General features: G+C 55.3%; 13 protein-coding genes, 1 tRNA gene and 1 pseudogene. 10 read left to right on the forward strand and 5 right to left on the reverse strand.

The features are described from left to right. Nucleotide 1: 1 nt before the first annotated feature. The 4 genes from OQ460_RS05100 to OQ460_RS05115 form a co-directional block, all read right to left on the reverse strand. On the reverse strand, nucleotides 2–241 hold the full coding sequence (locus tag OQ460_RS05100) for an acyl carrier protein (RefSeq protein WP_410020797.1): 240 nt from the start codon (nucleotides 239–241) through the stop codon (nucleotides 2–4). Beyond that, complete coding sequence (locus tag OQ460_RS05105; RefSeq protein WP_410020798.1) at nucleotides 238–927, reverse strand: flavin reductase family protein; 690 nt, start codon at nucleotides 925–927, stop codon at nucleotides 238–240. The genes OQ460_RS05100 and OQ460_RS05105 overlap by 4 nt, the downstream gene beginning before the upstream one ends. Before the next feature lie 605 nt (nucleotides 928–1,532). After that, nucleotides 1,533–2,795 (reverse strand): beta-ketoacyl-ACP synthase II, encoded by a 1,263-nt coding sequence (fabF, locus tag OQ460_RS05110; protein WP_410020799.1) that lies wholly within the window; start codon nucleotides 2,793–2,795, stop codon nucleotides 1,533–1,535. Nucleotides 2,796–3,024: 229 nt separating this feature from the next. Beyond that, on the reverse strand, nucleotides 3,025–3,597 hold the full coding sequence (locus OQ460_RS05115; protein WP_410020800.1) for an acyl-homoserine-lactone synthase: 573 nt from the start codon (nucleotides 3,595–3,597) through the stop codon (nucleotides 3,025–3,027). Nucleotides 3,598–3,887: 290 nt separating this feature from the next. Between OQ460_RS05115 and OQ460_RS05120 the strand changes: the two are divergent. From OQ460_RS05120 to OQ460_RS05130, 3 genes and pseudogenes are all read left to right on the forward strand, one after another. After that, nucleotides 3,888–4,136, forward strand: a pseudogene (locus OQ460_RS05120) (acyl-CoA thioesterase domain-containing protein); the annotation flags it as partial. 33 nt (nucleotides 4,137–4,169) lie between these two features. Beyond that, nucleotides 4,170–4,634, forward strand: a complete 465-nt coding sequence (locus OQ460_RS05125) for an acyl-CoA thioesterase (protein ID WP_410021928.1) — start codon at nucleotides 4,170–4,172, stop codon at nucleotides 4,632–4,634. A 367-nt stretch (nucleotides 4,635–5,001) separates the two neighbouring features. Continuing rightward, a complete protein-coding gene (locus tag OQ460_RS05130) occupies nucleotides 5,002–5,184 on the forward strand; it encodes a DUF3077 domain-containing protein (RefSeq protein WP_410021929.1) in 183 nt (60 codons plus the stop codon). Nucleotides 5,185–5,341: 157 nt separating this feature from the next. Here the strand turns inward: OQ460_RS05130 and OQ460_RS05135 are convergent. Continuing rightward, nucleotides 5,342–5,426, reverse strand: a tRNA-Leu gene (locus tag OQ460_RS05135). 108 nt (nucleotides 5,427–5,534) lie between these two features. Between OQ460_RS05135 and queA the strand changes: the two genes are divergently transcribed. The 7 genes from queA (at nucleotide 5,535) to OQ460_RS05170 (ending at nucleotide 12,182) form a co-directional block, all read left to right on the forward strand. Further along, nucleotides 5,535–6,584 carry a tRNA preQ1(34) S-adenosylmethionine ribosyltransferase-isomerase QueA gene (queA, locus tag OQ460_RS05140; RefSeq protein WP_410020801.1) on the forward strand — a complete coding sequence of 350 codons (1,050 nt, stop codon included), beginning with the start codon at nucleotides 5,535–5,537 and terminating at the stop codon, nucleotides 6,582–6,584. A gap of 5 nt (nucleotides 6,585–6,589) precedes the next feature. Then, on the forward strand, nucleotides 6,590–7,705 hold the full coding sequence (gene tgt, locus OQ460_RS05145) for a tRNA guanosine(34) transglycosylase Tgt (RefSeq protein ID WP_410021930.1): 1,116 nt from the start codon (nucleotides 6,590–6,592) through the stop codon (nucleotides 7,703–7,705). A 43-nt stretch (nucleotides 7,706–7,748) separates the two neighbouring features. Next, nucleotides 7,749–8,087: a preprotein translocase subunit YajC gene (gene yajC / locus OQ460_RS05150; RefSeq protein WP_003175975.1), complete on the forward strand. Its 339-nt coding sequence runs from the start codon at nucleotides 7,749–7,751 to the stop codon at nucleotides 8,085–8,087. A 62-nt stretch (nucleotides 8,088–8,149) separates the two neighbouring features. Beyond that, nucleotides 8,150–10,018 (forward strand): protein translocase subunit SecD, encoded by a 1,869-nt coding sequence (secD, locus tag OQ460_RS05155; RefSeq protein WP_410020802.1) that lies wholly within the window; start codon nucleotides 8,150–8,152, stop codon nucleotides 10,016–10,018. A gap of 9 nt (nucleotides 10,019–10,027) precedes the next feature. After that, the gene (gene secF / locus OQ460_RS05160) at nucleotides 10,028–10,942 is read left to right on the forward strand and encodes a protein translocase subunit SecF (RefSeq protein ID WP_410020803.1); all 915 of its coding nucleotides are present in this window, start codon (nucleotides 10,028–10,030) and stop codon (nucleotides 10,940–10,942) included. 122 nt (nucleotides 10,943–11,064) lie between these two features. Then, a complete protein-coding gene (locus OQ460_RS05165) occupies nucleotides 11,065–11,607 on the forward strand; it encodes a glycine zipper 2TM domain-containing protein (RefSeq protein WP_410020804.1) in 543 nt (180 codons plus the stop codon). Between the two features lie 437 nt (nucleotides 11,608–12,044). Beyond that, complete coding sequence (locus OQ460_RS05170) at nucleotides 12,045–12,182, forward strand: hypothetical protein (protein ID WP_410020805.1); 138 nt, start codon at nucleotides 12,045–12,047, stop codon at nucleotides 12,180–12,182. Nucleotides 12,183–12,204: the final 22 nt, after the last annotated feature.

The following is a 12,204-nucleotide window of genomic DNA, read 5'->3' on the forward strand; positions in this document are numbered from 1 at the left end:
ATCAAGCTTGCTCGTTTCGGCAGAACGTATATAAATCGCCCAGGGTGCTCAGGTTTATTTCGGGAAGCTTATTAACGTCTATGGCGATGCCAAGTTCTTTTTTAAGCGCAACTTGAATGCTGACGTAATCGAGACTGACAAGGTGAATGTCGCTGATCAGGGTGTCCTCTGTAAGGGTGTCGATATCGAAGTCGGTTAGTTCCCCAATAACATTAGTAATCACGGTTTCAACGTTCATCATTCCACTCCTGTGGTTTCATTTTTCTTGGCGCTACCAGCCATGATTTCACTCATGATGGCGCGTATTTCATCGGACATCGGCACTTCCATGGAGAACGTGTTATCAATCACGGTGTAATCGAGATAGCCCATCCTTCCAATAGGTCGAACCTTTTCAATATCGACACAGCCATCAGATTTTATGTACTCATCATTGATATGCACGCGAATCACTTCGCCGATGATGAGGTCCACTGTTCCAAGTTCGCTGCTGCCCTTTATTACAGTCGTCGACACATAGCGGCACTCAAGATGACACGGACTATCCTTTACCATAGGCACATCGGAAAGATCGGCTTTTATCTTTTCAAGGCCCGCCAACTCGAACTCACTCTGGTCGGAGGGCACAATCATCGCCGAGATGTTCACGGCCTCCTTGAGTGCTTCGGTCGCCATGTTCCAAACAAACCAGCCGGTTTTTTCAGCATTGACTGCGGAGTCCTTTCGCTGACCTGTTGGGTAATGATTGGCGGCAAACATGACCATAGGCGGATCAAATGTAAGAATACCGCACTGACTGAAAGGTGCGAGATTATCATTGCCCTGTTCATCAACTGAGGAAATCCAAGCAATCGGACGAGGAACAACACAACTTCTGAACGGAGAGTGAGGCAGTGGACAATTATCTTCCTGTGGGTCGTATTTCATTTTTAACTATTGCCTTTGTTTGTTTGGTTTATGTTTGCAGTTGATATTTTTTAAGTCAAGGGCGTCGCCAGTTGACTATCACAATGAACAGTACCAACCAATATGCAGCATATGCTGCATGCTGTACTCATGACACAGCAATAGCGTGGTGTGCGAGATTTCTTGCAGGGTGTTTGTGTGCTTGTCGAGATACATGCCAACTAGCATAACTGCTAGTCTGTCTGAAGTTTGGCTGTGCAGGGATGAAAGCAAGTTGGTCGGTCAGTTTTAAATTGCACGCACTCATCATCGGTCATTGCTGTAACAGCAATAACGAAGCTAGGGTTATGAGGAAGTATCGGCAGCAGATGCGTAAAACGAGTAGATTTACGGAGTTGGTGAAACCGTTGCGGCAAACGACGTTGCGGCAAATACTGGGGCAGCAAGCCCTGGTTAATGGATAACCTAAGGCATTACCGAAAGTGCGTCTAATCGCTCAAGTCGACTCTTTACAGGAAGAGGGAGCTGCCGAGCAAGCCCGGCAGTAAAATGCTACCCAAAGTTCAAGTGGGGGGCGGGGGGCAGGTCCGCGACCAGCAGAGACGATCAGGAACCATGCGCAAGTGTTACTCGCGCCATGCCTTGAACAACAGGCTGGCGTTTACTCCGCCGAATCCGAAGCCATTGCAAAGTGCATAATCCATCTCTATCGAGCGCGGCTCGCCCAGCACCAAATCGACATCCAAAGCATCCTCATCAGGTCGGTGGCAGTTGAGGTTGAATGGCGCCACTTGGTTAACCAGGGACATGACCGTGAAAATACCAGCCAGTCCACCGGCTGCACCCAATAGGTGGCCGGTAGATGACTTGGTCGAAGACACAGCAACGTTCTTCGGACCGAAAACGGCCTTCACAGCTGCAAGCTCGCCTTTGTCTCCGATCATCGTCGAAGTTGAGTGAGCGTTGATGTACTTCACCGCACCTGGTTCAACACCGGCTTGTTTCAGAGCGACCCGCATACATCTTTGGGCGCCTGCGCCATCTGCAGGAGCAGCGGTTACATGGTAGGCGTCAGCGCTGGTGCCATAACCGACAATTTCGGCAATAGGCTTGGCGCCTCGAGCCAAGGCGTGTTCCAGGGTCTCGATGACCATCAGCCCAGCACCCTCTGCAATAATGAACCCGGCGCGATCAGCATCGAAAGGACGGGAAGCCTCTTGTGGACGGTCGTTGAAGGTAGTGGCCATTGCCTTGGCTGCGACGAACCCGCCGATGCTTACTTCGTTGATGCATGCCTCGCTACCACCACAGATCGCGACATCGGCTTCATCGTTCTGGATCATGCGAACCGCATCGCCAATCGCCTGCACACCAGCAGCGCATGCCGTTGCAGGCGCTCCCAACGGCCCCCTGAAGCCGTACTTGATGGAAACTTGTCCAGAGGCCATATTCACCAAAAAACCCGGAACGGTAAAAGGCGAAACTTTACGTACGCCACTTTCGTTGATCGAATTCACTGCATCACGAATGTAATTCAGTCCTCCGATTCCCGAGGCGATGATAGTGGCCGTGCGTGCCTTGTCTTCATCGGTTATCGGCGTCCAGCCTGATTGCCGAAGAGCCTCGCTGGCGGCGGCCAAGGCGAAAATGATGAAGCGATCCATGCGCCGTGCGTCTTTCGGATTGACGAAAGTGTTGATATCGAAACCGGCTTCGGGATCGGAGCTGATATCGGGCACAGTGCCGGCAATTTCAACCGGCAGATCCCCCATTCGATCAATCTTTCTAACGCCAGACTTACCCTCTAACAGACGCTTCCAACTGTGTTCAACGCCTACACCCAATGGGGATACCGCGCCCATGCCAGTAATTACAATTCGTTTAGTCATAGCGTTGATTCCTCTGCTTCGGTACTTGGCGAGCATTCAGCCCCCATTCCATTAAATGGAGAGCCGTGGAGGCTGAAACCAAATAGAACATTTGATAGGGGCACCTGCGACAGGTCAACCCGCGTGCGGGGCGACTATCAGAACTGATAGTCGATTAGTGCCACGCCGACATTTCGCCGCGGCATTCACCTATTGGGATGTCTTCAACACATTCATGCGAGTCCCCCTTTCACATGGAAAGGGATTGGCGAGTGACGTCATTCAGTTCTATTCGAAGGGCGATAGCGTTCTCTATGCCGATGCGCATGGCTGGGCCAAAACGACTGATATCCAGACCTTTTCGCCTCAGTAGTTTTTCCACGCCAAGCGTAGTCACTGTCACAAACTGTTCGACCCCCCGCTCGATTGCGAACTGGATCAGTGCTCTGATGGCCATGATGGAATCAAGTGACAGGCCCTGAGGGGATATCTCTCGTGACAGGATCGCGAAGCGACTTAACTCCCATATGCGTTCGCAATTGGGCGCTTGAGCACCATACAACAGCTCGGGAAAGGTATTTTTGAGCATATAGGGGCCAGTGGTCGGCAGGATCCGCCAGCATCCAAACAAACTCTCAGAGGCAGACTCATCATCCAGAATCAGATAATAGGGGTTTAGCGCGTCGTAACCATCGATTTCCATGTCAGCAATAATCGACACATCCCAACGTTTGCGATCCTTGAAAATTTTGGCACGGAGCCTGTGCATTTGCTCAAGGCGTACGTCATCAAGCTCAGTTCGGGGACCAATTGCGATAGCCATTATTATCTCCTTTTCAAAGCGCTTATTATTTGTCTTGCCTCCCTGAAAGGTAACTATCAAAAGTATTAGATCCGCCTGTGCTGTTGCGCGCAAAGTGACTTTAATTGGCGAGTTGCAATAACTTTGCTTCATGAATTTTCAAATGCAACTATCACTTCTAATAGTGGAAGTGACTAGCGGTCGCGAGTAAATTTGGACTGACTTATTATTGGGTTCCTAATATAAACGGTGAACGAATAATGAATCTATCAGTGCTAATTGAAGCAAGTCGTCTGCAGCATCGCCCGGTGATGATTCCTGTCAGTTGGAGCCAGGGTCGTGCTGCTTTCGGTGGTGTTGTCGCAGCACTTGCACACGAAGCCATGTGTCAGTTCGTCCCTCGAGATCGCACGCTACGATCTTTATCGCTGACATTCGTAGGACCTGTGGCTGTCAACGAGCCTCTCTTTTTTGAGACCGAAGTTCTGCGTGAAGGTAGCGCGGTTACTCAACTGCACTGCCGGGCCGTGCAGTCGGAACAGACCGTCACATCCATCCATGCTTGTTTTGGAGTCGCCAGGCCATCGACGTTGATGCTTGCGGCTGCGCAGATGCCGGCATTGCCACCGCTGGAAAAGTGCGAACCCTTGCCCTTGCTGCCTGATGTGGCTCCTAGGTACCTGCAGCATTTCGACATCCGTTGGGGGGATGGCGGGATGCCATTCACCGGTGCCTCATCGAGGGCGACGAGCGGATGGATACAACTGAAAGACACTGCCTGTGATGCAAGGCTGGATCAAGCGCAGTTACTGACGATGCTCGATGCCTGGCCGCCAGCGGTACTCTCCCAGCACCGCGGCCTGGCGCAAGGCAGTTCGTTAACGTGGAGTGTGGAGTTCCCACAACCGCTTATCAATCTTCCAGCCAATGCCTGGTGCGCCATGTCTGCCTCAACTGATTTCGCACTGGAAGGTTACAGTGCCTGTTCGGTATCGTTCTGGGCACCCGATGGGCAATTGCTGGCACTCAGCCGGCAAACTGTAGCGGTGTTTGGTTAGTTCCCGCTTTTATTCTTTGGCCAGCTGTTTTTACATAGATCGCAACGCTAGGGCGATGACCATTAACGGCCATCGCCATTCGATTTTCATCAAGTCCTCATGGCTCAACTCTTTCAGTTCCCGTCATCGACGTTGCACGTTTGAGCGACGTCATACTCGCTTTCGTTTGAAGCCAGAAGGTCGCCGTTCCCGTCAGCCTTCTGCGCTACCCATTCGCCCGAAGGGCACTTCCGGCCACCTGAGAGGTGCTCAATGATTACCCGCCGCTCAACAAAAACGTTCGCGTCATTACCTTCTACACCTGCGGCAAATAGCCGAACCTCCACCTTCTGTTTCGCGTCAATCCCGGTGCCTCATTCGCGATGCGCTGGGGCATGCCTCCGATTTTCTTCATTGCTCAAAAATGCTGGTGTTGGATGCGGCGACGGGCAACGGGGCAGATCGTTACGGCTGGTCTGCGCATTATCTGGGGAATGGCGAAGGCGGTGGTCGATGGAATGTTGTCGAATGGGGGGCAGAGGAGGAGATCTGTTGGTGCGTAAGCCGATGATTTGAGGGTGTTGGGGCTGGCGTCTGCGCAGGCAAGTCAGCTCCCACAGGAGGCTGCGTTTCCCAGTGGATGACGTGCGGTGAGGATGGTTTGGCTGGCCGTGTGCTTTTTTGCAGACGAAAAAAAAGACCTTGGATTTCAAGGTCTTTTTTTAAGATGGTGCCCCGAGGGAGACTCGAACTCCCACTCCTTTCGAAAACGGATTTTGAATCCGCCGCGTCTACCAATTCCGCCATCAGGGCTCAATGGCGGCGAAGTATAGAGATGAGATTACCGTTGGTCAATCACGTTTCATGGTCTATTTTCACTATTTCCGCTAAACTTCGCGGCCCTGCTAGACGAACCCCATCATGCGCGTTGCTGACTTTACTTTTGAACTCCCGGATTCGCTGATCGCTCGCCATCCTTTGGCCGAGCGTCGCGCCAGCCGACTGTTGACCCTGGACGGGGTCAGCGGTGCCCTTGCACACCGTCAATTCACTGATTTGCTTGAGCATTTGCGCCCGGGCGATTTGATGGTGTTTAACAATACCCGGGTGATTCCGGCGCGGCTGTTTGGCCAGAAAGCTTCCGGCGGCAAGTTGGAAATTCTGGTGGAGCGGGTGCTGGATAGCCACCGCGTGCTGGCCCATGTGCGCTCCAGCAAGTCGCCGAAACCGGGTTCCATGATCTTGATCGATGGTGGTGGCGAAGCCGAGATGGTGGCGCGCCATGAGGCGTTGTTCGAGCTCAAGTTTGCCGAGGAGGTATTGCCGCTGCTTGAGCGCGTCGGCCATATGCCGTTGCCTCCTTATATAGACCGGCCCGACGAAGACTCGGATCGCGAGCGTTATCAGACGGTTTACTCCCAGCGCCTCGGTGCCGTGGCTGCGCCGACTGCGGGGCTGCATTTTGACCAGCCGCTGCTGGACGCAATTGCCGCCAAGGGCGTCGAGACCGCCTACGTGACCCTGCATGTGGGGGCCGGGACGTTTCAGCCGGTGCGTGTGGATAACATCGAAGACCATCATATGCACAGCGAATGGCTGGAGGTCAGCCAGGAAGTTGTCGATGCGGTCAGTGCGTGCAAGGCGCGCGGTGGGCGTGTAGTGGCGGTCGGAACGACCAGCGTGCGCTCCCTGGAAAGTGCAGCGCGCGATGGCGTGCTCAAGCCGTTCAGTGGCGACACCGATATCTTTATCTACCCAGGCCGGCCGTTTCATGTGGTCGATGCCCTGGTGACCAATTTCCATTTGCCGGAATCCACGCTGTTGATGCTGGTCTCGGCATTCGCCGGTTACCCGCAAACCATGGCTGCTTATCAAGCCGCCATCGACGATGGATACCGTTTTTTCAGCTACGGTGATGCGATGTTTATCACCCGCAATCCGGCGCCGCGCGGCCCAGAGGAAACCTTATGAGTCGTATGTCGTTTGAATTGTTGGCCACCGATGGCAAGGCCCGTCGCGGTCGTCTGACTTTCCCGCGCGGTACCGTGGAGACCCCGGCGTTCATGCCGGTGGGTACCTACGGCACGGTAAAAGGCATGCTGCCACGAGATATCGTCGCCACCGGTGCCGAAATCATCCTGGGCAATACCTTCCACCTGTGGCTGCGCCCGGGCACGGAAGTGATCAAGAAACACGGCGACCTGCATGATTTCATGAAGTGGCAAGGCCCGATTCTCACTGACTCCGGTGGTTTCCAGGTGTTCAGCCTGGGCGCCATGCGCAAGATCAAGGAGGAGGGCGTGACCTTCGCCTCGCCGGTGGACGGTTCCAAGGTATTCATGGGGCCCGAGGAGTCGATGCAGGTCCAGCGTGACCTTGGCTCCGACATCGTGATGATTTTCGACGAATGCACGCCATACCCCGCCGATGAAGACGTGGCGCGGGTGTCGATGGAGTTGTCGTTGCGCTGGGCCCAGCGTTCGAAGAATGCCCATGGTGACAACACTGCGGCGCTGTTCGGTATCGTCCAGGGCGGCATGCACGAAAGCTTGCGCAAGCGCTCCCTGGAAGGCCTCGACAAGATCGGCTTCGACGGCCTGGCCATCGGCGGTTTGTCGGTAGGCGAGCCCAAGCACGAGATGATCAAGGTGCTGGATTACCTGCCTGGCCTGATGCCTTCTGACAAACCTCGTTACCTTATGGGCGTTGGCAAACCGGAAGATCTCGTAGAGGGTGTGCGCCGCGGTGTGGACATGTTCGATTGCGTGATGCCAACCCGCAATGCTCGCAATGGGCATCTGTTCATTGATACAGGCGTGCTGAAGATCCGTAACGCGTTCCATCGCCATGATGATTCGCCGCTGGATCCCACCTGTGATTGCTATACCTGCCAGAACTTCTCCCGTGCTTATCTGCATCATCTGGACAAGTGTGGGGAAATGCTGGGTAGCATGTTGAATACCATCCATAATTTGCGTCACTACCAAGTCCTGATGGCTGGTTTGCGCGAGGCTATTCAACAGGGTACATTGGCCGCCTTCGTCGATGCCTTCTATGCCAAGCGCGGGCTGCCTGTGCCGCCCTTGGACTGAGTTTTCCGACCCTAAGATTCACTATTTGCAACTGGAGTGCTAAATGAGCTTTTTTATCTCTAACGCTATGGCTGACGCCGCTGCACCTGCCGCTGCCGGCCCGATGGGCGGTGGTTTCGAGTGGATTTTCCTGGTCGGTTTCCTGGTCATCTTCTATCTGATGATCTGGCGTCCACAGGCCAAGCGCGCCAAAGAGCAGAAAAACCTGCTGGGTAGCCTGCAAAAAGGTGACGAAGTGGTTACCACCGGCGGTATCGCTGGCAAGATCACCAAGGTTTCCGACGCTTTCGTGGTTCTGGAAGTCTCCGACACCGTTGAAATGAAGTTCCAGAAAGGCGCCATCGCCGCCACGCTGCCAAAAGGCACGCTCAAAGCGATCTAAGTTCCAACCTTTACCAATTGACGGGGCGCGCAAGGCGCCCCGCGTCATAAGCGGGCGGCGTGATGCTGAACAAATACCCTCTGTGGAAATACGTACTGATCCTGGCGGTGCTGGCGATTGGTTTTATTTATTCCGCTCCCAATCTCTATCCTGATGACCCGGCGATCCAGATCACTGGCGCCAGCACTGCGCTGCAGGTCACCCAGGCCGATCTGGACCGCACCAGCAAAGCGCTGGTCGAGGCGGGCATCCAGGTCAAGGCGGCAACGTTGGCAGCTGATGCGAAAGGCGGCTTGCTGCGCCTGACCAAGCAAGAAGACCAACTGCCTGCCAAAGATGTCGTGCGCAAGATCATGGGGGATGACTATGTCGTCGCGCTGAACCTGGCACAGACCACCCCGCAGTGGCTGCGCAGCATTGGCGCGCATCCGATGAAGCTGGGCCTGGACTTGTCCGGTGGTGTGCACTTCCTGCTGGAAGTGGATATGGACAAGGCCCTCGACGCGCGCATGAAAGTCTACGAAGGCGACGTGAAGAGCCTGTTGCGCAAGGAGCGCCTGCGTTATCGCAGCCTGCCGCAGCTCAACGGTGCCATCCAGCTGGGCTTTGCTGACGAAGCGGTCCGTGAACAGGCGCGTGCGCTGGTTCGCAAGAGCTTCAACGATTTCGACATTGTTGCCGCTGACCTCAATGGCCAGCCGGTGCTGCGTCTGGCGATGACCCCGGCCAAGCTGGCGGAAATCCGCGAATACTCCATCAAGCAGAACTTGACCACGGTGCGTAACCGCGTCAACGAGCTGGGGGTGGCCGAGCCTTTGGTTCAGCGCCAGGGTGCCAACCGCATCGTGGTTGAGCTGCCGGGTGTGCAGGACACCGCTGAAGCCAAGCGGATCCTCGGCAAGACTGCCAACCTCGAGTTCCGCCTAGAGGCTGAGCCGGGTGCTTCCAAGGCGACCTCCGAAACGTTCGAGTTCCGTGAAGGCAATCGTCCTGCGGCGCAGATCGAGCGTGGCCTGATCATCACTGGCGACCAGGTGACTGACGCCAAGGCTGGTTTTGGCGAGCAAGGTACACCGGAAGTGAACATCCGCCTGGATGGTCATGGTGGCGAGTTGATGAGCCGCGCAACGCGCAGCAACGTCGGCCGCAGCATGGCGGTGATCTTCATCGAGCAGCGTCCGGTAACCACCTACACCAAGCAAATGGTCAACGGTGTCGAGAAAGACGTACCGGTACAGACCTTCAAGGAAGAGAAGAAGATCATCAGCCTGGCGACCATCCAGTCGCCGCTGGGTGCTCAGTTCCGTATCACTGGCCTCAATGGCCAGGGTGAATCGTCCGAGCTGGCGCTGCTGCTGCGAGCCGGTGGCCTGGCGGCGCCGATGTACTTCGTCGAAGAGCGCACGATCGGCCCGAGCCTGGGTGCAGACAACATCACCAAGGGTGTCGATGCTTCCCTGTGGGGCATGCTGTTCGTGTCGCTGTTCATCATCGCGATCTACCGCTTCTTCGGCGTGATCGCCACGGTGGCGCTGGGTGTGAACATGGTGCTGCTGCTGGCGCTGATGTCGCTGCTGGGGGCTACGCTGACCCTGCCAGGTATCGCCGGTATCGTACTCACCATGGGTATGGCAGTGGACGCCAACGTGCTGATCTTCTCGCGGATCCGTGAAGAGATCGCGGCGGGCATGAGCGTGCAACGGGCAATCAACGAAGGCTTCGGCCGGGCATTTACCGCGATTCTCGACTCCAACCTGACCACGTTGCTGGTCGGTGGGATTCTCTTTGCCATGGGCACCGGCCCGGTCAAAGGCTTTGCGGTGACCATGTCCCTGGGTATCTTTACCTCGATGTTCACGGCCATCATGGTGACCCGTTCAATGGTCAACCTGATCTTTGGCGGGCGTGACTTCAAGAAGTTGTGGATTTAAGGGGCTGCCATGTTACGTACAATCAACTTCATGGGCGTTCGCAACATTGCGTTCGGCGTCACTGTGCTCCTTACCGTTCTGGCGTTGTTCAGCTGGTTCCATAAGGGTTTGAACTACGGTCTGGACTTTACCGGCGGTACGCTCATCGAGCTGACCTACGAGAAGCCGGCTGACGTTGGCCAGGTGCGCAACGAGCTGGTCAAGGCGGGCTACAACGAAGCTGTGGTGCAAAGCTTTGGTGCGACTACCGACCTGCTGGTGCGCATGCCGGGCGAAGATCCACAACTGGGGCACCAGGTTGCTGAAGCCTTGCAGAAGGTGGGTGGCGACAATCCGGCGTCGGTCAAGCGCGTCGAGTTCGTGGGCCCGCAGGTGGGTGAAGAGCTGCGCGACCAGGGCGGCCTCGGCATGCTGATGGCGCTGGGCGGCATCATGCTCTACCTGGCTTTCCGCTTTCAGTGGAAGTTCGGGGTGGGCGCTATCGTCTCGCTGATCCACGACGTGATCGTGACCGTAGGTATCCTGGCGTATTTCCAGATTACCTTCGACCTCACTGTATTGGCGGCGGTACTGGCAATCATTGGTTACTCCCTCAACGACACCATTGTGGTGTTCGACCGGGTTCGCGAGAACTTCCGGATCCTGCGTAAGGCGACGTTGATCGAGAACATCAACATCTCCACGACCCAGACCCTGCTGCGGACCATGGCGACGTCAGTCTCGACTTTGCTGGCGATCGGCGCGCTGATGATTTTCGGTGGCGACAACCTGTGGGGCTTCTCTCTGGCGCTGTTTATCGGTGTGCTGGCGGGTACTTACTCGTCGATCTACATCGCAAACGTGGTGTTGATCTGGTTGGATCTCAGTAGCGAAGACTTGATTCCTCCGGTCGTTACAGACAAGGAGATTGACGATCGTCCTTGATGGCGTTTGTTGATCTGCTGTTACAAAGAAGGCGCGAGTATTGAACTCGCGCCTTTTTTTCTGCTCCAAGGCTAGGTATAGCACGGACGTTTCAGTCCGTTTGTGATGGTCAGGAGGTTCATGTGAACAAGTCGTTACTGGTTGGTGCGGTATTGGGTGCTGTCGGTGTGACTGCCGGGGGTGCTGTTGCCACCTACAGCCTGGTAAAAAGCGGCCCTGAGTATGCGCAAGTACTGGCAGTGCAGCCGGTCAAGACCCAGATCAAAACCCCGCGTGAGGTCTGCAAGGACGTCACCGTGACCCGGCAGCGGCCGGTGCAGGATCAACATCAAATCGCCGGTACCGTGGTTGGCGCCTTGGCGGGTGGCTTGCTGGGAAACCAGATTGGTGGCGGTACGGGCAAGAAGATTGCCACCGTAGCTGGCGCAGTAGGTGGGGGTTATGCCGGTAACAAGGTTCAGGAAGGTATGCAGAACCGTGATACCTACACCACCACTCAGACTCGCTGTAATACCGTCAATGACATCAGCGACAAGGTTGTTGGCTATGACGTGCGTTACAACCTCGATGGCAAGGAAGGGTCGGTGCGCATGGATCGTGATCCGGGCGGCCAGATTCCAGTGGATAAGGAAGGTCGCTTGATCCTCGGTCAGAACGAGCAATAATCCAAGGGCTGAAATTGTGGGAGCGGGCTTGCTCGCGATAGCGCTGGGTCAGTTGACGAAAATGTTGGCTGATACACCGCTATCGTGAGCAAGCCCGTTCCCACATTTGATTTGTGTTGTTGGTGGAGTCGCCGTGCGAGCAAATCCCAGGCATAAAAAAGCATCCCAAAGGGTAGTGCCGATCAGTTAAGTTCTCTTGCTTGACCTTTGGTCGCAAGAAATCAAAATCCGATGCCGGTATTGGCACCGGATTTTTTTATGCGTCTCGCTTGAGCACCGGAGCTGACCCACAACATTGTCTCCACCCCCAACTCAGTCGAGGGACTGGATTCCTTGCTCGAGCCATCTTTGGTCGAGCAATCCCTTGAGCAGGCCGGTGTGGCGACCTGCGCAAGCGGCTTTTGCCGCTGGAAATGATGCTCTGGTGCGTGATCTCCATGGCGTTCTTTCGGCGTATGTCGGCATGGGATGTGGTCAGTCGCTGCCGGGGCAACGCCCATTGGTGGCGTCCAGTACAGTGGTTCATATCCTCGCGCCATCCGCCTCAAATCACGGAAGTATTCGAGCAGAAATAAAAATGCCAGTCAGCTTAACTGA

The sequence above is a fragment of the Pseudomonas imrae genome (genome assembly GCF_046352735.2).
GTDB lineage: Bacteria > Pseudomonadota > Gammaproteobacteria > Pseudomonadales > Pseudomonadaceae > Aquipseudomonas > Aquipseudomonas imrae.

Excerpts from the sequence above, each read along its gene's own strand:
- OQ460_RS05100 (WP_410020797.1), bottom strand. The coding sequence starts at position 241 with ATGATGAACGTTGAAACCGTGATTACTAATGTTATTGGGGAACTAACC.
- OQ460_RS05105 (WP_410020798.1), bottom strand. The coding sequence starts at position 927 with ATGAAATACGACCCACAGGAAGATAATTGTCCACTGCCTCACTCTCCG.
- fabF (WP_410020799.1), bottom strand. The coding sequence starts at position 2,795 with ATGACTAAACGAATTGTAATTACTGGCATGGGCGCGGTATCCCCATTG.
- OQ460_RS05115 (WP_410020800.1), bottom strand. The coding sequence starts at position 3,597 with ATGGCTATCGCAATTGGTCCCCGAACTGAGCTTGATGACGTACGCCTT.
- OQ460_RS05125 (WP_410021928.1), top strand. The coding sequence starts at position 4,170 with ATGCTTGCGGCTGCGCAGATGCCGGCATTGCCACCGCTGGAAAAGTGC.
- queA (WP_410020801.1), top strand. The coding sequence starts at position 5,535 with ATGCGCGTTGCTGACTTTACTTTTGAACTCCCGGATTCGCTGATCGCT.
- tgt (WP_410021930.1), top strand. The coding sequence starts at position 6,590 with ATGTCGTTTGAATTGTTGGCCACCGATGGCAAGGCCCGTCGCGGTCGT.
- yajC (WP_003175975.1), top strand. The coding sequence starts at position 7,749 with ATGAGCTTTTTTATCTCTAACGCTATGGCTGACGCCGCTGCACCTGCC.
- secD (WP_410020802.1), top strand. The coding sequence starts at position 8,150 with ATGCTGAACAAATACCCTCTGTGGAAATACGTACTGATCCTGGCGGTG.
- secF (WP_410020803.1), top strand. The coding sequence starts at position 10,028 with ATGTTACGTACAATCAACTTCATGGGCGTTCGCAACATTGCGTTCGGC.
- OQ460_RS05170 (WP_410020805.1), top strand. The coding sequence starts at position 12,045 with ATGGCGTTCTTTCGGCGTATGTCGGCATGGGATGTGGTCAGTCGCTGC.